We start from the raw sequence: 19,059 nt of genomic DNA on the forward strand, positions 1-19,059 counted from the left end.
GTCCCTGCCCGGCCCGGCGCCCGGCGGTGAGACTGGGGGCATGTGCAACTACTGCGGATGCCGCGACTTCCCGCTGATCGGACGGCTCTCGGCGGAGCACGTGGAGATCGGGGAGGTCGCCCGCACGCTGCGCATGGCCGTCGACCGGGCCGCCTACGCCGAGGCGCGCGACCTGCTCGACGACCTGCTCGCCCTGCTCCTGCCGCACACCGCGGAGGAGGAGCGGGGCCTGTTCGCCGAGCTGCGCGAGGAGGGCACCCTGGCCGGGGAGGTCGACCGGCTGTGCGGGGAGCACGCGGAGATCCACGGCGTGCTCGCCGCCGTCGACCGGGCGGACCCCGACTGGGACCGGGTGCTCGGCGCGGTGAAGCGGCTGCACGAGCACATCGACAAGGAGGAGCACGGCCTGTTCCCCGCCTCCGTGATCGTCCTGCCGATCCCGGCCTGGGACCGGATCACGGCCTGACTCAGAGCGGCTTCCACATGCCGATGCGGACCGGCACGCCGGGGGAGGCGTGCACGAGGGGCTCGTCATCGGTGTCGGGCAGGCCCGCCGCGCGCCGCAGCGTCTCGTCCAGGTCCAGCAGCGCCGCGCGGTGCAGCGGCCAGGGCGGGTGCTCCACCTCGGCGGTGACGGGCCGGCCCGCGACCTGCGAGAACAGCCTGAACCTGGCCGTCAGGAAGTGCGCCGTCTCGTCCCGCTCGCGCTCCGACAGCACCAGTCCGACCTTGGACTCGGCGTGGCAGCGGGCGCCCCGCGGCCCCGGCCAGATCCTGCGGCACCGGTAACGCCATCGACCGGCGTTGACCCGTACCGACATGTCAGACCAGTGGTACGGCAGCCAGTAGCCGGCCCGGCCGCCCAGCACGGCGGGCAGCCGCCCGGCGTCGAGCGACAGGAACCAGATCCCGCCGCGCCCGTGCTCGTCACGCACGTAGGTGCGCAGGTTGGTCTCCGGGAACCGCGACACCCACGGCAGCCTGGGCAGACCCGGCGCCCGCACGTCCTCCATGAGGAACGGCGTCATCCCCACCCAGGCGCTGCCGTCGAACGTCTCGACCGTGAGATGGCCGGGCACCAGCGGCCGGACCGTCTCGGCCGGGTAGCGCCAGTGCAGGAAGGTCATGCTGGACCAGCGGTGGTACAGCACCGGACGCGCGACGCGGGGCGAGGGCGGAGCCTTCATGATCGGTCCCTGCCGTCAGTCGAACTGGCCCCGCCCGGCGATGCCGAGCTGCTCGGCCACCTCGTTCATGTTCTCGTAGCTGCGGTCCGGCAGCGACCGCAGCGCGGACAGCACCGCGTCCGGCGCGAACTGCTCCTGGGCCCGCTCCACCAGCTCCTTCTTGTCCGCCGGGAAGGCGTGCACGCCGCTGACCCAGCGGGCCAGGTTGCTGCGGCTGTCCACCTCCTCGGCGGTCATGCCCTCCGGAGAGCCGGGCTCCTGCGCGCGCGGCGCGGAGAGCCTCTCCTCGCCCGGCGCGTCGCCCGTCGGCTCGGGCCGCTGGTGCTCCTCCGACCGGCTGTCGTGCTTCTGCTCCTCGTCCATGCGGGGGCTGTGCTTGTCGCTGCCTCGCTGCTGCTCCATGCCACCGTTCCCTCGTTCGGTACGTGTCAGTAAGGCCGGCCGGTGCCCTCGCCCGGCAGGTAGTCGCCGTCATCCGCGTCGGTGCGGCCGGAGCCGGCGTCCGGGTCCTCGGCGAGGTCGGAGTCGACCCATTCGGTGTCGCCGCTCAGGTGGCCGCCGGCCGGGACGCGCTCGGCGAGGTTCTCGCCGTCGTCCTCGACCTCGCCCTCCCTGGCCTCGTCCACCGGACCTCGCACGCGGAAGCCCGGGTCGCCGCCGTGGCCCTGGTCGCCACGCGCGCCGGGCGGCATCGGATGCGGGCTGGGACCGGCGACGACCTCCTCGTGGCCCTCGATCTCGTCGGTGCGGGCGGCCACGGCCTTCTCGTCGGAGCCTGCCGTGACGCTGTACTCGTCGTCGCGACCGGCCATGTAGCCGGCCTCCTCGGAGTAACCGCCCTTGTCCCTTTCTTTTCTGGTCATGTGGTCTCCCTATTCCGGCTCGACCCGCATGGCGGACTCCTCGGCGGAGTAACCGCCGGCGTCCGGGCCGACGTCGCGGGCCACCTCGTCCGGTTCGGTGTCGGGGTGCGCGCCCTCGTCGGCGGCCACCAGGCGGCCGGCGCGGTCCGGGTAGTCCCCCTCGTCCACCCCGCTGTCCTCCTGGAAGTCGGTGTCGAGGTCGGAACCGACGCCCAGTCCGCCTTCGTCGGTGAGCGGTTGCTCGTCGGGGTCGGGGGACGGGGCCCGCTGCACGGTCACCGGCGTGTCCGTGCCGAACGACGCCTCCTCCTCCGGCACCTCGCGCTCCAGCCGGCCCTCCAAGGGCTCGCCCCGGATCTGCTCGTCGACGGTGGTGCCGAAGTCGTCGACGGCGGTGGGATGGTCCGCCGGGAGCGGAGCCTCCTGCGGGTCCTCGGCCCACTGCTGCTCCGGCGTGCCGTCCTGAAGATCCGGGATCCCCTCGTCCTCGAACCGCGAGCGCGGATCGTGTTCAGGTATGTGCTCAGTCACAGCGTCCCCTCCAGGTTTTCAGGCCGTCCATCGCCCGCTACCCCGGACGGCCGGAACCTCACAGGAGACGCGACCTCAGCGGAAGGCGAGCCCCTCGAACGTGCCGGACGCGCGCCACCGGTCGATGTAGTCAAAGAACGCGGTCGCGCCGTGCGGGTAGCCGACGAAGAGGCGGCCGAGCAGCCCGGCGTCCTGGCCCTCGTTGTTGTAGTAGCCGGGAGTGCAGTCGGCCCCGCCGAGCAGCCCGCCCGTCCCCGTCAGCAGCAGCTCCACCCAGGCGTCCTCGGCCTCGGCGGTCACCTCGACCTCGCGGTGACCGTGGTCGAGTGCGTGCCGGACGATCGCCGCGATGGTCCTGCCGGATTCGGTGAGGTTGTGCGGGATGTTGGAGACGAGGTTGGCGCCCTGGGTGGGCTGCACGATGAAGACGTTGGGGAAGCCGTGCACGTGGATGCCGTGCAGCGTGCGCATGCCGTCGGCCCAGCGCTCCGACAGCCTGACCCCGCCGCGCCCGACCAGGTCGTAGCCGGCCCGCCGGGTGAACTCGGTGCCCACCTCGAACCCGGAGGCGTAGATCAGGCAGTCGAGATCGTACTCCCGGCCCGCGGCCACGACGCCCTTCGCGGTGATCCGCTCCACGCCCTTGCCGTCGGTGTCGACCAGGTGGGTGTTCGGCCGGTTGAACGCCTGCAGATACTCGTCGTGGAAGCAGGGACGCTTGCAGAGCTGGCGGTACCACGCCTTCAGCGCGCGGGCCGTCTCCGGGTCCTCGACCACGGCGTCCACGCGGTCCCTGATCTCCGCCATCTTCTCGAAGTCGGAGTCCTCGAACGCGGCCAGCATCCGCTCCAGGGTCCGCTCCTCCGGCGGCAGCTCGGCGATCCTGGTGCGGACCCTGCGCGCGATGTCGGTCCAGCCGTCCATCACCAGGTCCTCGTCGGCGAGCACGCCGGTCTGCATGGCGGTGAAGTTCTCCAGCCAGCGCCGCTGCCAGCCGGGGGTGGCGATCGAGGCGAACCACTCGGGGTCGGTCGGCCGGTTGTCGCGCACGTCCACCGACGACGGCGTGCGCTGGAACACGTGGAGCTCGCCGCAGGCCCGCGCCAGGTGGGGCACGCACTGCACGGCCGTGGCCCCGGTGCCGATGACGCCCACCCGCTTGTCGCCGAGCCGGTCCAGGGGCGCGCCGGACGGGTCGCCGCCGGTGTAGTCGTAGTCCCACCGGCTGGTGTGGAAGGAATGGCCGCGGAAGTCCTCGATGCCGGGGATGCCGGGCAGCTTAGGCACGTGCAGCGGCCCGATGCCCATGGCCAGGAAGCGCGCCGTGAACGCGTCGCCCCGGTCTGTCGTGACGATCCAGCGGGACCGGGACCCGTCCCATTCGAGGCCGGTGACCTCGGTGTGGAACAGCGCGTCGTCGTACAGGCCGAAGTGCTTGCCGATGCGCCGGCAGTGTTCGAGGATCTCCGGCGCGTGCGCGTACTTCTCCGTGGGCATGTGGCCGGTCTCTTCGAGCAGCGGCATGTACACGTACGAGGCGGTGTCGCACTGCGCGCCCGGGTAGCGGTTCCAGTACCACGTGCCGCCGAAGTCGCCGCCCTTCTCGACGATGCGCACGTCCTCGACGCCGGCCTCCTTGAGCCGGGCCCCGGTGAGCAGGCCGGCGAAGCCGCCGCCGATGAACGCGACCGTCACGTCGTCGGTCTTCGGCTCCCGCTCGGTCCTCGGCGTGTACGGGTCGTCGAGGTAGCGGGAGAACCGGCCGGTGAGCCGGACGTACTGGTCGTTGCCGTCGGGACGCAACCGCTTGTCGCGCTCTTCCCGATATTTCAGGCGAATGGCCTCTTTGTCCACGATGCGCGCTCCGAAGGACGGGATTCCAGAATGGCATTCCGAAATAGTGCCGACAAGAGCCCTTCAGGACGTCCGCGGCGTCAGCGTGTCGCGCGTCCAGGAACCCAGCACCAGCAATGTCTTGGTGCCCGTCACGTCGCCCGCCCTGCGCAGCCGGTCGACGACCTGCTGCAGGTGGCCCAGGTCGCGCACCCGGACGTGGATGAGCGCGTCGGGATCGCCGGCGATCGTGAACACCTCCTGCACCTCCGGCACGGTCGCCGCCGTGCGGACGATCTCGGCGACCGGGGTCGTGCCCGGATAGCTCAGCTCGGTGAACGCCTCGATGCCCCACCCCAGCTTCGCATAGTCGATCTGGACGGTGAAGCCGGTGATCACGCCGAGCTCCCTGAGCCGGTCGACGCGCCGCTTGACCGCCGCCACCGACAGGCCGATCCGCTCGGCCATCTCCGAGAACGTGCGGCGGCCGTCCTCCCGGAGCAGGCGCAGCAGCCGGTGGTCGATCTCGTCGACGTCTGACATGGGAAAGCCTCCTCACCGGCGCAAAGAAAGCAGCCGAATCCCCCAACAGTCTCAAACTTTTTGCGTCTTTCAACACCCTCCCCGCTTGACTCTTGCGCGTCCATGGGCCGCGTTGCTGTGCTGGGGGTTCCCCCCGCACGAAGGAGGTTCGCGTGAGCGTGACTCCCGCTGAGGTGTCGATCGACGACAAGTACGCGGCCGAGAGCGGCCGGGTGCTGATCTCCGGCATCCAGGCCCTGGTCCGGCTGACCCTGGAGCAGCGCAGGCTCGACCGCGAGCGCGGCCTGGACACCCGGGTCTTCGTCTCCGGCTACCAGGGCTCCCCACTGGGCGGCGTCGACCTGGAGATGGGGCGGGCGGCGCGCTTCCTGGAGCCCGCCGGCGTGGTGTTCAGGCCCGGACTGAACGAGGAACTGGCCGCCACCGCCGTGGCCGGCACCCAGCTCCTCGACGCGCTGCCCGGCCGCCGCCACGAGGGGGTCACCGGCTTCTGGTACGGCAAGAACCCCGGCCTGGACCGGGCCGCCGACGCCATCCGCCACGGCAACCTGGCCGGCACCGCGCCGCTCGGCGGGGCCGTGGCCTGGATCGGCGACGACCCCGGCAGCAAGTCCTCCACCGTGCCCAGCTCGTGCGAGCCGATGTGCCAGAGCCTGTCGATGCCGCTGCTCGCGCCCGGCTCGGTCGCCGAGATCATCGAGTACGGGCTGCACGCGGTGGCGCTGTCCCGCGCCAGCGGCCTGTGGACCGGCCTGAAGATCGTCGCCGACGTCGCGGACGCCGCCGCCACCGTCGAGGTCGGCGGCCACCACGGCGTCCCGGAGCCCGGGCGGCCCGGCCCGCGCAAGCCGCCGGTGCTGGTCGGCCCGGCCTCGCTGGACGCCGAGCACGACATGCTCACCCGCCGCCTCGACGTGGCCCGAGCCTACGGCCACGCGCACGGGCTGAACCGCGTCGTGTTCGACGCCCCGCACGCCAAGCTGGGCATCCTCGCCTCCGGCACCGGATTCGCCGTGGTCCGGCGCGCGCTGGCCGACCTCGGCCTCGACGAGAGCGCCATGACGGACCTCGGGATCCGGCTGATCAAGATCGGCATGCCGTTCCCGCTCGACCACGCCGCGCTGGCCGCCCAGACCGCCGGGCTGGAGCGGGTGCTCGTCGTCGAGGACAAGGTGCCGTTCCTGGAAGGCCAGCTCAAGCAGGCGCTCTACGGCGGCGAGCACACCCCGGCCGTGCACGGCCGCGACCTGCTCACCGCCCGCGGCACGCTCGGCGCCGACGAGGTGGCCGAAGCCGTCGCCCGCTGCGCCGGCCCGGACCGGCTCCCCAGGAAACCGGCCGCGCCCAGGCCCGCGCGCCGCATGCTGCCGCTGGTCGCCGCCCGCACCCCGTACTTCTGCTCGGGCTGCCCGCACAACACCTCCACCCGCACCTCCGACGACACGCTCGTCGGCGTCGGCATCGGCTGCCACGCCATGATCGCGCTGGACGGCGACGGGCGCGGCACCCAGGTCGGGCTCACCCAGATGGGCGGCGAGGGCGCCCAGTGGATCGGGCTCGCCCCGTTCACCGGCGACCGCCACTTCGTGCAGAACCTCGGCGACGGCACCTTCCACCACTCCGGCTCCCTCGCCGTCCGCGCCGCCGTCGCCGCCGGCGTGACGATGACGTACAAGCTCCTCTACAACGACGCCGTCGCCATGACCGGAGGCCAGCGCGCCGAGGGCCGCCTGGACGTGCCCGCCCTCGCCCACGAGCTGGCACTCGAAGGCGTACGGGAGATCGTCGTCACCACCCCTGAGCCGGAGACGTACCGGGGCGTCCGGCTGCCCGGCATCGCCCGCGTCCGCCACCGCGACGAGCTCCAGCAGGCCGAGAAGGAACTGGCCGCGGTCGACGGCGTCACCGTGCTCATCCACGACGACCGGTGCGCCGCCGAGGAGCGGCGGCTGCGCAAGCGCGGCAAGCTGCCCGTCCCGGCCGCCAAGGTCGTGGTGAACGAGCGCGTCTGCGAAGGCTGCGGCGACTGCGGCGACGTCTCCACCTGCCTGTCGGTGCAGCCGGTGCAGACCGAGTTCGGCCGCAAGACCCGCATCCACCAGCCGTCCTGCAACACCGACCTGAGCTGCCTCAAGGGCGACTGCCCGTCGTTCCTGCTGGTCGAGCCGGGCACCAGAAGCGCGCACCGGGTGCCGGACCTGCCCGTCGAACCCGGCGAACCGGACCGCAAGGTCGGCGACACCGTGCTCATCAGGATGCCCGGCATCGGCGGCACCGGCGTCGTCACCGTCTCCCAGATCCTGCAGATGGCCGCCCACCTCGACGGACTGCACGCCGCCGGGCTGGAGCAGACCGGGCTCGCGCAGAAGGGCGGCCCGGTCGTCAGCGACGTCCGCATCTCCGCCCGGCCGCTCACCGGCTCGGTGCGGGCCACCCGCGGCGCCGCCGACGTGCTCATCGGCTTCGACCTGCTCGGCGCCGCCGCCGACGGCAACCTCTCCGTCGCCGCCCCCGAGCGGACCATCGCCGTCGTCGACACCTCGGTCGTGCCCACCGCCGCCATGGTGACCGGCCGCGCCGCCGTGCCCGGCTCGCCCGCCGACGCGCTGGCCCGCATCGAGTCCGCCACCCGCGCGGGCCTCTACGTGGACGCGCACGGGCTCGCCGAGGCGCTCTTCGACGACCACATGCCGGCCAACATGCTCCTGGTCGGCGCCGCCTACCAGCACGGCTGCCTGCCCGTCTCCGCCACCGCTCTCGAGCGCGCCATCGCGCTCAACGGGGCCGCCGTGGACAAGAACGTGGCCGCCTTCCGCTGGGGCCGCGCCCTGGCTCACGACCGCGACGCCGTGCTCAAGGCCGCCGGGCTCGTCGTCCCGGAGCCCACCGGCCTGGAGGAGGCGCTCGCCATCCGCGTCGCCGACCTCACCGGCTACCAGAACGCCACGTACGCTCGTACGTACGCGGAAGACGTGCGGCGCGTCACCGCGCTCGCCGTCGAACGGGCCGGCCAGGAGGCCGGCACCCGCGTCGCGCTCGCCTACGCCAGGAGCCTGTACCACCTCATGGCCTACAAGGACGAGTACGAGGTCGCCCGCCTGCACCTCGACCCCGCCGAGCAGGCACGGCGGGACCGCGAGTTCGGGCCCGACGCCAAGGTGTCCGTGCTGCTGCACCCGCCCGTGTTCCGCGCGCTCGGCATGAAGCGCAAGATCAAGCTGCGCCGCTCGGCCGGGGTGCTCTTCCGCGGCCTGCGCGCCGCCCGCGTGCTGCGCGGCACCGCGCTCGACGTGTTCGGCCGCGCGGAGGTACGCCGGGTCGAGCGCGGGCTCGTGGGAAAATACCGTGATCTCATGAACGACGCCCTCGACCGCCTCACCCCCTCGACCGCCGACGCGGTGGCCGAGCTGGCGGCGCTGCCGGAGGGCATCCGCGGATACGAGGACATCAAGCTGGCCCGCGTCGCGGAATACCGCGAGCGCGCCGCCGCGGCCCTCGCGGCCCTCACCCAGGACGACCGGCTCCGGACCACCGCTCGGGAGAGATCATGACCGTCGACCGCCTGCTCCCCAGCCAGGACGCCCGGGACCTCATCGAGCTGACCCGCGAGATCGCCGACAAGGAGCTCGCCCGCCGGGCCGACCGGCACGAACGCGAAGAGACCTACCCTTCGGGTCTGTTCCCGCTGCTGGGCGAGGCGGGGCTGCTCGGCCTCGCGTACCCGGAGGAGTACGGTGGCGGCGGCCAGCCGTACGAGGTGTACCTCCAGGTGATCGAGGAACTGGCGGCCCGCTGGGCGTCGGTCGCCGTCGCCGTGAGCGTCCACACCCTCGCCTGCTTCCCGGTCTTCACCTACGGCACTGACGAGCAGAAGTCGCGCTGGCTGCCCGACATGCTGGCCGGCCGGCTCATCGGCGGCTACAGCCTCTCCGAACCCCAGGCCGGCTCCGACGCCGCCGCCCTCACCTGCCAGGCGGTCAAGACCGACGACGGCTACCGGATCACCGGCAACAAGGCGTGGATCACCCACGGCGGCATCGCCGACTTCTACGCCCTGTTCGCCCGCACCGGCTCAGGGAGCCGCGGCATCTCCTGCTTCCTGGCTCCCGGCACGGCCGACGGGCTGACCTTCGGGCGTCCGGAGGAGAAGATGGGCCTGCACGCCGTCCCCACCACCACCGCCCACTACGACGGCGTCCTGCTGGACTCCTCCCGGCTGCTGGGCTCGGAGGGCGAGGGTCTGCAGATCGCGTTCAGCGCCCTCGACTCCGGCCGCCTCGGCATCGCCGCCTGCGCCGTCGGCCTGGCCCAGGCGGCTCTGGACGAGGCGGTGACGTACGCCAAGGAGCGGCAGACGTTCGGCAAGCGCATCATCGACCACCAGGGGCTGGGGTTCCTGCTGGCGGACATGGCGGCGGCGGTGGACTCGGCGCGGGCCACCTACCTGGACGCGGCGCGACGCCGGGACGCGGGGCTGGCGTACTCGCGCCAGGCTTCGGTGGCGAAGCTGGTGGCCACGGACGCGGCGATGAAGGTGACCACGGACGCGGTGCAGGTGTTCGGGGGGTACGGGTACACGCGGGAGTTCCGGGTGGAGCGGTACATGCGCGAGGCGAAGATCATGCAGATCTTCGAGGGGACCAACCAGATCCAGCGGCTGGTGATCAGCCGGCACTTGGCCAAGTAGACCCTGACGTGTGGAAACCCCGCTTCTCTGTGTCGGCTGGCGGGGTTCGTCGGCTTGGCAAGCGTGTCCCAGGGAACGGCGCACGCCACCGGTGTGAACAGGCGCCGCCATGCCCTTGTATCTCGTGGGCGCTCTCGGAGTACCCGATTGCTCTAAGTATAGTAACCCCTATACTTGGAGTGTGCAGGACGAGTGGGGGATCTACGTTACCGATGAGGTCGATGCCTGGATCAGTGGCCTTGATCCAGAGGCGCATCGGCTGGTCATCGATGCGCTCGATCGGCTCGCGGAGAATGGTCCAGCGCTGGGTAGGCCACTCGTAGGCAAGATGAACGGCTCGCGCATCGCCAACCTCAAGGAACTATGCCCCCGGTCCACCGGGCGTAGCGCGCTTCGACTGCTGTTCGTCTTCGATCCGAGGCGGGACGCCATTGTTCCGTTGCCGCAGACAAGATCAAGGCAAGCCCTCGCGATCCCAACCGCTGGTACGAGGAGGCCATACCGCACGCAGAGCGGCTGTACGAGATTTACCTGAAAGAACGCGCAGAAGAGGAGGGGCGGAACCCATGACGACGTTCAAGAAGTGGAACCGCGCCAAGCACGTGGAGCAGGCAGGAGGGGAAGCGGCACTTGTCGAGACCCGGCGCATGGTCGACGATTTCATCGATGCTTGGCAGCTTGCCCAGCGCCGTAAGAACGCCGCTCTGACGCAGAGCGAGGTTGCTGCCTTGATGGGTGTGACGAAGGCACGCGTCTCGCAGATCGAGCGTGGCGAAGTTTCTTCAGTGGATGTGGTGGCCCGTTACGTGGAGGCCATCGGCGGACGGCTTGAGCTCACAGCCAGCTTCCCTAGCGGTACTTACCGGCTACGGGCAGGCAAGATGAGCAAGGCGCGTAGGCGACACTTCAAGTTCATTCACTCGCATGGCAAGCTACGGTCTTCGCATCCCGCTGCGGGGACGCCGGGTTCCACGTGCCCGGGATGAGTCGTCGCACTTTGTGAGCCTGCGGGTGGCGCCCCTCCTGTGGCCTGGTCGAAGTGGCGCGCGCCGAGCCGGAAGGCGCCGGCAGCGATCATCAGCGGGTTGCCCGCGCGCTCCGCCGCGCTGATGGCCCGGTCGGCGGCGATCCACGAGGCTTCGGGGTCGCCGAGTTCGGCCAGTGACGCCGAGCACGCCTGGTAGATCGTTGGGCGATCGACTCCGAGGCCGGGACCTGCCCCCGGATTGCTGTTCGGAGGCTCCTGATAGCAACAGTGAACGTGAACTTAACCGACGTGATCGAGTACCTACGAGCTGCGACGCGACCGTGGCCGTCTACGCGAGATCTTCCGTTCGCCGGCCTTGAGACCGCGGAGTGTCCACAGTCCGTACAGAGCCAGCAGCGGTTTGACGAGCGTCCATTCGCCGGGGCGGTAGTCGTCCGCGCGCACAAGCCTCTCGGCGAGATCGGGGCGCTGCCGCCGCAGGTACGCGCGGGCCTTGAGGGCGTGAGCCGGCTGGGAGACGATCTTGATACGGTCGACGTCCTCAAGCAGGGGGATCACGTTCGTGATGTTCTCCCATGTCGTCGCGCTCTGGTCTTCGAGGAGCACCGCGCCGTCGAATTCGAGCACCGACTTCGCGTAATCGGCCATCAACCGCGCCTCCGCGGCGCCACCGCTGGTCGCGCCGCCGCTGAAGATGACGCGGGTGTCAATAGCGACGGAGCGAATTCCAGCACGGACTCGCCATCGGTTGATGAAGTTCGCCGTGGGCTGGGGGTTCCGGTAACCCAACACGACAACGGCCTCGGTCGAGCCTTCACCGTTCGCCACGAGAGCGCGAGACCAGCGCCAGTTCAACCACTCGCCCCAGACCAGGACTCCAGCCCCGGCTATCAGCATTCCTGTCCGTCGCCGCATGCCGGCGACTCTAGAGCGCCTCGGTGCGGCACCGCGTCCTCCCCGTGCCCGGCATGAGGCTGCCGGAGGACGATGCCGCCGCGTCAACGATCAGCGACCAGCAGGTTTAGCGACAACCATCTTCGGTATCCGGCACCTGGAACTTACCCGCGCCTCAGGAGCAGTCAGCGCCGACTGGGAGAGACGATGCACATCAGCGACAACGGGCCCCGGCCGAACGCCTTCGATATCGAAGCGGCTACGCGGCAGAACGAGAACTACAGAACCACCGCATGGACCGGGAAGTATCTGCAGGTCACCCTGATGTCCATCCCGGTCGGTAAGTCGATCGGCCTCGAAGTCCACCCGGAGACCGACCAGTTCCTTCGTCTGGACGCGGGGCAAGGCACCTGTGTCATGGGCCCGGCCAAGGATCGGCTGGACTTCGAGCAACAGGTCTCCGACGGATGGTCGATCCAGGTCCCGGCCGGCACCTGGCACGACGTGATCAACACCGGTGACGAGCCACTGCGCCTCTACGCGATCTACGCCCCGGTCCACCACTCGCGCGGCATCGTCCAGCCTTCGAGCACCGACGCCGAGCGCGACGAATCACTCGGCGTGGACGAGCCTCCCGCCTGGACTGCGCAGCCCCAGGACCGCGTCCCCGACCAGCATGACACCCTCTGAAATTTGATCAGTAACTGAGAAGTGCTGCTGAATCAACACTTATCAGTAGTCATGCCACCCGGCGCACCTGTACCGCCAGCACGATGAGGACGACGGGAAGGAACGTGAACAGCGCCCACGCGAACGTGATCGGATCGGCAGGGTCCGTGGACCGGGTACATCCGAGCAGAGGCATCCAGGTCATCATCAGGTCGGCGGCCAGCAGGGGCGCCAGCGTCAACCAGCCCACAGCCCGGCCCAAAAGCCGGTGACCGGTGCGGGCCAGCAGCGCCCAGAGGGCGAAGCCCAGCGCGACCACCAGCGGCTGCGGGAGCAGGATCACCATGGCCATGGCAGGCCAGAGCAGGATTTCCTCCAGGGCGCCGAAGCAGGAGCCGTCCATGACGATCATCCCGTACTCGGCCGTACCGGCGGCGAGGACCACCACCGTCTGAGGAACGCTCACCAGCAGCAGAGCCGCGCCCCACATGACCAGCGGCCATCGCCAGCGCAGCGGACGAAGCTCGCGCCGTCCGTCGTCATGGACGGCTCGGCCGAGCATCAGCAGCAGTGCCGCCGTGGCGAGGCAGGCGACGGCGAGCAGCAGCAGATCGGTGTCGTCCCAGGGGAGGGACCCCAGCACCCCGCCATGGAGGTCGACCGGCCTGCCGAGAGCGACCTGGACCGCGACGTAGCGCTGGATCTCCTCCGAGGCCGGCCTGCCGAGCCCGGAGACCGGCGGCACGGCGGCGGCCACGGCGAGCAGCGTCAGCAGCGCGGCGCCGGCGCGCGACGCCCAACGTTTACGGCGCAGCGCCACCACGGGAGCCACCAGCAGGGCGGCGATGACCGCGCCGGCGACGACGTTCGCGGTCTTGGGCACGAGGACCGCGGGGGCCAGCGGCATGAGGATCGCGAGGGCGGATAAGGCGGGCACGGAGATTCTGGACGACACCAGCGACGCGTTTATCGCTCGCGAGGGGATCATGTCAAACCGCCTCGAAGCCCCTCTCCGACCAGCGCCTGTCAGGCTTTTCCCGACAAATCATCAATAACAGCATCATTGCATTGCAATTCGGGCATTGCCGGGAGGGGATTTGCGTCGCTACAACCCTCTTTGAGCAACTGGAGGGGTGTATGTCGGGGATTACTGGCCGGCGCGTGGTCCGGCTGATGGCGGCGGCTGCCGGGGGAGCGGTCGTGGCGGGGATCGTGGTCGGGGGTGCGGCGCGGCTGCTGATGAGCCTGATCGCGATCGCGGCGGCCGAGCAGAGCCAGTTCAGCCTGATGGGGACGGTGGGCGTCTTCATCGCGTTCACGGTGCTCGCCGTGCCGGCGGCGGTGACCGGTGCCGCGCCGAGGGCGGTGCGGGTGGCGGGGCGGTGGGTGACCGCGGCCGTGACCGGGTTCGGGGTGGCGTCCACCGGGTTCGCCGACGGCGCCGCGGTCATTCTCGCGCCCGACGGGCGCATGACGTACATCGCGATGGTGGTGGTCGGGTTCGGCGCCGTCGTGGTGGCTCATGGCCTGTTCGCCCAGTACGTCACGCGGCGCCTGGCCGGAGCTCCGTCCTAGGTCAACGGCGGGAGGCCAGCTCGTTCAGCGTCTGGGTGACGCGGTGCAACCAGTCGGCGATGACCTCCAGCTCGGCCTCCGAGTAGCGCTCGTGCATCGCGAGCATGGCCTGGGCGATGCCGAGCTGGTCGCCGGTGGCGGGGCCGGGCTCGGGCTCGGTGGCGGGGCGGACGATCACCTTGCGCCGGTCGTCGGGGTGGCGGTCGCGGGCGACGAGGCCGCGGGCCTCCAGCCGGTCGATCAGCGCGGTGACCGACCCGGTGGCCAGCCTGAGCCACTGGGCGATCTCGCCGGGGGTCATGGGGCCCTGGATGCGGAGCAGCGCGTACGCCTGGAAGTCGGTGGGGTTGAGGTCGAGGCCCAGCGACATGGTGTGGAGCAGCCGGACGAGCCCGGTCGCGAGGCGCTGCCCGTCCTGCTGGATGTCGAGATAGAGGCGCTCGCGGGATCCGGAGCGCGAGGTGTCCATCTTTCTCCCTACCGGCCGGCGCGGTGTCGCCCGTCATTGTAGGGGCAGCTCAGGGGGGCGGTGTGGGGGCCCGTTCGCGCGTCATGTATCTTGATTTTCAAGTAGCTTGATTATCGAGGGAAGGCGCAGGATGTCCGTTCACGACACCCGCACGCGGACCGGTACGGAGCGCCGTCATGCCCGGCCGCGGCGGCACCGAGCCTGGTACGGCGCGGCCGTGCTGATCGCCGTGGTCTGGCTGTTCGGAGCCGGCCCGCTCGGCATGTTCATGGGCAAGCTGACCGAGGTGCAGACCAACGACCAGTCTGCCTTCCTGCCCATCGGCGCCGAATCCACGCAGGTCCAGGAGGCGCGCGAGGCCTTCGAGGAGAGCGACGCGGTGCCCGCCTTCGTCGTCTACTCGGCCGACCAGCCGCTCCCCCGGGAACGGCTGGCCGAGATCGCCCAGGACGCGCAGCGGATCTCCGCCGAGCCCTGGATCCAGGGCAAGGTCGCCGGGCCCATCCCGGGCACCGAGGACCCGAGCGTCGCCCAGCTCGTCGTGCCGATCAGCGACCAGGTCGAGGCCGACGTCGCCGTCGACGCGCTGCGCGCCCTGCTCGGTGACAGCGCGGCCCAGGGCACGACCGTGCAGGTCGCCGGGCCCGCCGCGCTGGGCGCCGACCTCGGCGCGGCGTTCGGCGGCATCGACGGCACGCTGTTGCTCGTGGCGCTCGGCGCGGTGCTGGTCATCCTCATCGCCGTCTACCGGTCGCCGCTGCTGCCGCTCGTGGTCATCGTCTCCGCCATGCTCGCGCTCGTGCTGGCCGCCTTCGTCGTCTATCTGATGGCCGACGCGGGCTGGATCGAGCTGAACGGGCAGAGCCAGGGCATCCTGTTCATCCTGGTCGTGGGCGCGTGCACGGACTACGCCCTGCTGCTGGTCGCGCGCTACCGGGAGGCGCTGTACGAGAAGGCACGGCCGATCGACGCCATCAGGGTGGCGGTGCGCGGCACCGTCGAGCCCATCGTCGCCTCCGGCGGCACCGTCATCCTCGGCGTGCTCTGCCTGCTGGCCAGCGACCTGGCCTCGAACCGCGGGCTGGGCCCGGTGGCCGCGCTCGGCATCGCCGCCGCCCTCGTCTCCGCGCTCACGTTCCTGCCCGCGGTGCTCCTGCTGCTCGGCCGGGCCGCGTTCTGGCCGCTGCTGCCGCGTACCGGCGACCAGGAGGCCGACGCCGACTCGACCGCCGCCGTCGTGCGCCGTCACCGGCTGTGGGGCCGCGTGGCCAGGTCCGTGGAACGGCGGCCGCGCGCGTACTGGGTCATCACCGTGGTGGCGCTGGCCGCGGCGGCGGCGTTCGTGCCGCAGTTCAAGGCCGAGGGCACCTCGCAACTGGACGTGTTCCGCACCGAGGTCGAGTCCGTCGCCGGGCAGCGGACGCTGGAGCGCGGCTTCGGCTCCGCCGGCTCGGCCACGCCCGCCACCATCCTCACCTCGGCCGACCAGGCGGAGCAGGTCAAGGCCGCCGCAGAAGGGGTGGCGGGCGTCACCGAGGTCACCCGGGTGGACAAGGTCGTGGACGGGCGGACGCTGCTGCACGCCACGCTCGGCGAGCCCGCCGAGTCCACCGCCGCCGTCGAGGTCGTCCGCGACCTGCGGGCCGCCGTGCACGCGGTGCCGGGAGCGGACGCGCAGGTCGGCGGCACGGCGGCGGTCACCCTGGACACGCTCGACACCTCGGCGCGCGACCTGCGGGTGGTGATCCCGCTCGTGCTGCTCGTCGTGCTGCTGGTCCTGATCGCGCTGCTGCGCTCGCTGGTGGCCCCGCTGGTGCTCATCGCGACCACGGTGCTGTCCTTCGCCACCGCCCTGGGCGTCGGCGCGCTGATCTTCAACCACGTGCTCGACCTGCCGGGCGCCGATCCGGCGGTGCCGCTGTTCGCCTTCGTCTTCCTGGTGGCGCTGGGCATCGACTACAACATCTTCCTGATGACCCGGGCCAGGGAGGAGACGATCCGGCACGGCGAGCGCGAGGGCACCTTGCGCGCCCTCACGCTCACCGGCGGCGTCATCACCTCGGCCGGCGTGGTGCTGGCGGCGACGTTCGCGGCGCTCGCCGTGCTGCCGCTGCTGTTCCTGATCCAGCTCGCCTTCCTGGTGGCCTTCGGCGTCCTGCTGGACGCGCTGATCGTGCGCTCGCTGCTGGTGCCCGCGCTGTCGCTGGACATCGGCCGCCGCATGTGGTGGCCGAGCCGCCTGTCCCGCTAGGCCGCCTGGCGGGGGCGGAAGACCTTCCGTACGCCGGCCGCGATCCAGATCGTGGCCAGGGCGGCGTACAGGGACAGGATGGCGGGGGCGAAGGAGGAGGTGGCGACCGCGACGGCGATCGTCACCGCGAGCGCCCCCGCCCAGACGGCCAGGATGCGCCGGCCGGCCGCCGAACCGGTGTGGACGGCCTCCTGGACCGGGGTGACCAGGGCCATGGTCGCCACGCCGGCGGTGCCGAGGACATCGAGGCCGAGTCCGATGCCCAGGCCGAGCATGACCGCGCCGGCCACCGGCAGGGCCAGGCACAGCGGGGACACCCGGCCCGCCGCCCCCTCGAACAGCAGGCGGGTGGCCTTGGCCCTGGCCAGCCGGAGCGTGGTCCAGGACTCGGCCACCCACGCCGCCCAGTGCAGCAGCGCGCTGATCACGAAGACCGCGATGACCGGCGGCAGCGCGGGCAGCAGGAACAGCAGCCGCCAGCTCACCCGGAACCGCAGCTTCGCCAGCAGGCGGTAGACGGGGTTGCGCTGCTTCAGCGCGTACACCAGGAGGTCCCTGGCCGCGTCGAAGCCCGGGTCCAGGCGGAGCACCTCGCGGAAGGACTCGGCGGCGGTCTTCGGGTCGCCGGCGGCGAGCGCGGCGCGGCCGTAGGCCCAGTGCGCCAGCGCGCTCTCCGGGTCGTTGCCGACCGCCTGGGCGGCGACGGCCCTGGCGCGCTCGTTCTGACCGAGCATGACCAGGGCGATGGCCAGCAGACTGGCCAGCTCGGCGTGCTGCGGGTCCAGCCCCAGGCCGCGGCCGGCGGTCTCGGCCATCTGGGGCCAGTCGTGCCTGGTCATGTGGACGCGCGCCAGCAGCTCCCAGGACGGGGCGTGCTCGGGTGAGAGCGCCAGCCCGGCGACGACCGCGCGGACCGCCTCGTCGACCAGCCCCGCCTGGAAGTGCACCTGGCCGGAGAGGTAGTGCGGAACGTAGTGGTCGGGCGCGAGCCGGACCCCCTCGCGCGACTCCTCCAGCGCCTCGTCCGTACGGTCCTGCTGGACCAGCGCCAGGCCGAGCAGCGCGTGCGCGCCGGCGTGCTGGGGCTCCTCAGTGAGGACGCCGCGCAGCTCCCGCTCGGCGTCCGCCGGGCGGCCCATCTGCAGTAACAGCCGTGCCCGCTCCAGCGAGTCGCGGACCGTCACCATTTGCGCTGGATGTACGGCATGAGGTCGTCCCAGGCACCCGACTCGTTGGCGTGCATCACGTAGTTGCGCGCGGTCGCCATCCACTCCCGCACGGACGTGGGCCTGGCCGTCTTGGCCGCGGCCAGCAGGTCGCGGGTCGACAGCGGGACCGGCCGGCCCGCGCGGATCGACTCCTGCAGCTTGGCCTCGACCGCCCGGTCCACCACGCCCTTGAGGTCGGCGCCGACGAACTGGTCGGTGACCTTGGCCACCGCGCCGAAGTCGACCTCCGCCAGCGGCTTGTCGCGGCACAGGATGCGCAGGATCGCCGCGCGCGCGTCCGCGTCCGGCGGCGGTACGAAGACGAGCTGGTCGAACCGGCCCGGCCGGCGGAACGCCACGTCGATGTACCAGGGCGCGTTCGTGGCGGCCAGCACCAGCACGCCCTCGTTGGCGTTCTGGTCCACGCCGTCCAGCTCCGCCAGGAACTGGTTGACGAGCTGCCGGTTGTGCGTCTGGCGCATGTCGGAGCGGCGCGCCGCCAGCGCGTCCACCTCGTCGAAGAACAGCACGCACGGCCGGTGGCGGCGGGCCAGGTCGAACGTGGCGCGCAGGTTCCGCTCGCTGGAGCCGATGTACATGTCGAGGATGTCGGCCAGGCCGACGCTCACGAACGCCGCGCCGAGCTCCCCGGCGGCGGCCCTGGCCAGGTGCGTCTTGCCGGCTCCCGGCGGCCCGTACAGCAGGACACCGCCGCCGGCGCGCTTGCCGAACGCGGCGAACAGCTCCGGCTGCTGCATCGGCAGCAGCAGCTTGACCCGGAGCGCCTCCTTGACCTCGTCCATCCCGGCGACGTCGGCGAAGCTGAAGCCGGACCGCTCGACCTCCGCGGTCGAGCGCTCGTGGGTGACGGACGAGGGCGGCATGTACGCGGGCGGGTTTCCCGCGGGGGCCCCGGCGGGTTCCGCGACCACCGGTGGCGGGGCCACCAAGCGGCCCGCCAGGTCGGAGTCCCCGACGGACGGGTCACGCGAGACCGCCTCGTGGTAGCGGTAGGCCGCCTTGTGCAGGTCGCCCTCACCCAGCAGGGCGCGGGCCGCCAGCACGCCCACCTTCGGCGGGTACCCGCCCTCGGCCAGCAGCGGCTCCAGCGCCGACAGCGCCTCTCCGTACGAGCTCTGCCGGACGAACGCCTCGGCCAGCCCGGCCACGATGTCCGGGTCCTTGGGCGCGAGCACGAGCGCGGCACGGAACTCGGCCTCCGCGTCGGCGAGATATCCCTTGCCCAGCAGCTGCTCTGCCAGGTGCCGGCGCAGTGGGAGGTTGTCCGGGGAGAGGCGCGCGGCCTCGCTGAGCGCCCTCAAAGCGGGGTCGTCGACCACGTGCCGGGTCCCTTCTGTCGC

19 protein-coding genes are annotated in these 19,059 nt (G+C 71.5%); 8 read left to right on the forward strand and 11 right to left on the reverse strand.

Translation table 11 applies throughout. From position 1 onward, the window contains the following. The first annotated feature begins 40 nt into the window (after positions 1-40). Entirely contained in the window at positions 41-466 is a 426-nt protein-coding gene (locus KME79_RS01310) for a hemerythrin domain-containing protein (RefSeq protein WP_219542944.1), read from the forward strand. Position 467: 1 nt separating this feature from the next. On the opposite strand, the gene KME79_RS01315 is transcribed toward KME79_RS01310, so the two are convergent. From KME79_RS01315 to KME79_RS01340, 6 genes are all read right to left on the reverse strand, one after another. Next, entirely contained in the window at positions 468-1,187 is a 720-nt protein-coding gene (locus KME79_RS01315) for a YqjF family protein (RefSeq protein ID WP_219542945.1), read from the reverse strand. A gap of 15 nt (positions 1,188-1,202) precedes the next feature. After that, positions 1,203-1,589, reverse strand: coding sequence for a DUF2795 domain-containing protein (locus KME79_RS01320; protein WP_219542946.1), 387 nt, complete (start codon positions 1,587-1,589; stop codon positions 1,203-1,205). Positions 1,590-1,615: 26 nt separating this feature from the next. Then, positions 1,616-2,050: a hypothetical protein gene (locus tag KME79_RS01325; RefSeq protein ID WP_219542947.1), complete on the reverse strand. Its 435-nt coding sequence runs from the start codon at positions 2,048-2,050 to the stop codon at positions 1,616-1,618. Positions 2,051-2,059: 9 nt separating this feature from the next. Beyond that, entirely contained in the window at positions 2,060-2,581 is a 522-nt protein-coding gene (locus KME79_RS46790) for a DUF5709 domain-containing protein (protein WP_219542948.1), read from the reverse strand. A gap of 75 nt (positions 2,582-2,656) precedes the next feature. Beyond that, complete coding sequence (locus KME79_RS01335; protein WP_308248733.1) at positions 2,657-4,435, reverse strand: flavin-containing monooxygenase; 1,779 nt, start codon at positions 4,433-4,435, stop codon at positions 2,657-2,659. A 63-nt stretch (positions 4,436-4,498) separates the two neighbouring features. Then, entirely contained in the window at positions 4,499-4,957 is a 459-nt protein-coding gene (locus tag KME79_RS01340) for an Lrp/AsnC family transcriptional regulator (RefSeq protein WP_148035372.1), read from the reverse strand. Positions 4,958-5,109: 152 nt separating this feature from the next. Between KME79_RS01340 and KME79_RS01345 the strand changes: the two genes are divergently transcribed. From KME79_RS01345 to KME79_RS01360, 4 genes are all read left to right on the forward strand, one after another. Next, positions 5,110-8,508 carry an indolepyruvate ferredoxin oxidoreductase family protein gene (locus tag KME79_RS01345; RefSeq protein ID WP_219542949.1) on the forward strand — a complete coding sequence of 1,133 codons (3,399 nt, stop codon included), beginning with the start codon at positions 5,110-5,112 and terminating at the stop codon, positions 8,506-8,508. After that, on the forward strand, positions 8,505-9,644 hold the full coding sequence (locus KME79_RS01350) for an acyl-CoA dehydrogenase family protein (protein WP_219542950.1): 1,140 nt from the start codon (positions 8,505-8,507) through the stop codon (positions 9,642-9,644). Before KME79_RS01345 ends, KME79_RS01350 begins: the two co-directional genes overlap by 4 nt. Positions 9,645-9,825: 181 nt before the next feature. Next, the gene (locus KME79_RS01355) at positions 9,826-10,179 is read left to right on the forward strand and encodes a type II toxin-antitoxin system RelE/ParE family toxin (RefSeq protein ID WP_219542951.1); all 354 of its coding nucleotides are present in this window, start codon (positions 9,826-9,828) and stop codon (positions 10,177-10,179) included. Positions 10,180-10,210: 31 nt separating this feature from the next. Continuing rightward, positions 10,211-10,630: a helix-turn-helix domain-containing protein gene (locus KME79_RS01360; protein ID WP_219542952.1), complete on the forward strand. Its 420-nt coding sequence runs from the start codon at positions 10,211-10,213 to the stop codon at positions 10,628-10,630. A 302-nt stretch (positions 10,631-10,932) separates the two neighbouring features. Here KME79_RS01360 and KME79_RS01365 read toward each other — a convergent pair whose 3' ends face one another. After that, entirely contained in the window at positions 10,933-11,547 is a 615-nt protein-coding gene (locus KME79_RS01365) for a YdcF family protein (RefSeq protein ID WP_246639058.1), read from the reverse strand. A gap of 186 nt (positions 11,548-11,733) precedes the next feature. Between KME79_RS01365 and KME79_RS01370 the strand changes: the two genes are divergently transcribed. Next, entirely contained in the window at positions 11,734-12,216 is a 483-nt protein-coding gene (locus tag KME79_RS01370; RefSeq protein ID WP_219542953.1) for a cupin domain-containing protein, read from the forward strand. A gap of 49 nt (positions 12,217-12,265) precedes the next feature. Here KME79_RS01370 and KME79_RS01375 read toward each other — a convergent pair whose 3' ends face one another. Then, positions 12,266-13,132 carry a hypothetical protein gene (locus KME79_RS01375; RefSeq protein ID WP_219542954.1) on the reverse strand — a complete coding sequence of 289 codons (867 nt, stop codon included), beginning with the start codon at positions 13,130-13,132 and terminating at the stop codon, positions 12,266-12,268. Between the two features lie 200 nt (positions 13,133-13,332). Here KME79_RS01375 and KME79_RS01380 point away from each other — a divergent pair, with 200 nt between their 5' ends. Then, a complete protein-coding gene (locus KME79_RS01380; RefSeq protein WP_219542955.1) occupies positions 13,333-13,770 on the forward strand; it encodes a hypothetical protein in 438 nt (145 codons plus the stop codon). Between the two features lies 1 nt (position 13,771). Here the strand turns inward: KME79_RS01380 and KME79_RS01385 are convergent, their stop codons facing one another. Beyond that, positions 13,772-14,239 (reverse strand): MarR family winged helix-turn-helix transcriptional regulator, encoded by a 468-nt coding sequence (locus tag KME79_RS01385; protein ID WP_148035358.1) that lies wholly within the window; start codon positions 14,237-14,239, stop codon positions 13,772-13,774. A gap of 130 nt (positions 14,240-14,369) precedes the next feature. Between KME79_RS01385 and KME79_RS01390 the strand changes: the two genes are divergently transcribed. Continuing rightward, on the forward strand, positions 14,370-16,490 hold the full coding sequence (locus KME79_RS01390; RefSeq protein WP_219542956.1) for an MMPL family transporter: 2,121 nt from the start codon (positions 14,370-14,372) through the stop codon (positions 16,488-16,490). Here KME79_RS01390 and KME79_RS01395 read toward each other — a convergent pair. Next, positions 16,487-17,677 carry a tetratricopeptide repeat protein gene (locus KME79_RS01395; protein WP_219542957.1) on the reverse strand — a complete coding sequence of 397 codons (1,191 nt, stop codon included), beginning with the start codon at positions 17,675-17,677 and terminating at the stop codon, positions 16,487-16,489. The two genes, KME79_RS01390 and KME79_RS01395, sit on opposite strands and share 4 nt — an antisense overlap. After that, entirely contained in the window at positions 17,671-19,038 is a 1,368-nt protein-coding gene (locus KME79_RS01400) for an ATP-binding protein (RefSeq protein WP_219542958.1), read from the reverse strand. Before KME79_RS01400 ends, KME79_RS01395 begins: the two co-directional genes overlap by 7 nt. Positions 19,039-19,059: the final 21 nt, after the last annotated feature.

The organism is Nonomuraea harbinensis, assembly GCF_019396385.1.
Classification (GTDB): domain Bacteria; phylum Actinomycetota; class Actinomycetes; order Streptosporangiales; family Streptosporangiaceae; genus Nonomuraea; species Nonomuraea ferruginea.

Excerpts from the sequence above, each read along its gene's own strand:
- KME79_RS01310 (WP_219542944.1), top strand. The coding sequence starts at position 41 with ATGTGCAACTACTGCGGATGCCGCGACTTCCCGCTGATCGGACGGCTC.
- KME79_RS01395 (WP_219542957.1), bottom strand. The coding sequence starts at position 17,677 with ATGGTGACGGTCCGCGACTCGCTGGAGCGGGCACGGCTGTTACTGCAG.
- KME79_RS01320 (WP_219542946.1), bottom strand. The coding sequence starts at position 1,589 with ATGGAGCAGCAGCGAGGCAGCGACAAGCACAGCCCCCGCATGGACGAG.
- KME79_RS01390 (WP_219542956.1), top strand. The coding sequence starts at position 14,370 with ATGTCCGTTCACGACACCCGCACGCGGACCGGTACGGAGCGCCGTCAT.
- KME79_RS01370 (WP_219542953.1), top strand. The coding sequence starts at position 11,734 with ATGCACATCAGCGACAACGGGCCCCGGCCGAACGCCTTCGATATCGAA.
- KME79_RS01360 (WP_219542952.1), top strand. The coding sequence starts at position 10,211 with ATGACGACGTTCAAGAAGTGGAACCGCGCCAAGCACGTGGAGCAGGCA.
- KME79_RS01385 (WP_148035358.1), bottom strand. The coding sequence starts at position 14,239 with ATGGACACCTCGCGCTCCGGATCCCGCGAGCGCCTCTATCTCGACATC.
- KME79_RS01380 (WP_219542955.1), top strand. The coding sequence starts at position 13,333 with ATGTCGGGGATTACTGGCCGGCGCGTGGTCCGGCTGATGGCGGCGGCT.
- KME79_RS01315 (WP_219542945.1), bottom strand. The coding sequence starts at position 1,187 with ATGAAGGCTCCGCCCTCGCCCCGCGTCGCGCGTCCGGTGCTGTACCAC.
- KME79_RS01350 (WP_219542950.1), top strand. The coding sequence starts at position 8,505 with ATGACCGTCGACCGCCTGCTCCCCAGCCAGGACGCCCGGGACCTCATC.
- KME79_RS01325 (WP_219542947.1), bottom strand. The coding sequence starts at position 2,050 with ATGACCAGAAAAGAAAGGGACAAGGGCGGTTACTCCGAGGAGGCCGGC.
- KME79_RS01365 (WP_246639058.1), bottom strand. The coding sequence starts at position 11,547 with ATGCGGCGACGGACAGGAATGCTGATAGCCGGGGCTGGAGTCCTGGTC.
- KME79_RS01340 (WP_148035372.1), bottom strand. The coding sequence starts at position 4,957 with ATGTCAGACGTCGACGAGATCGACCACCGGCTGCTGCGCCTGCTCCGG.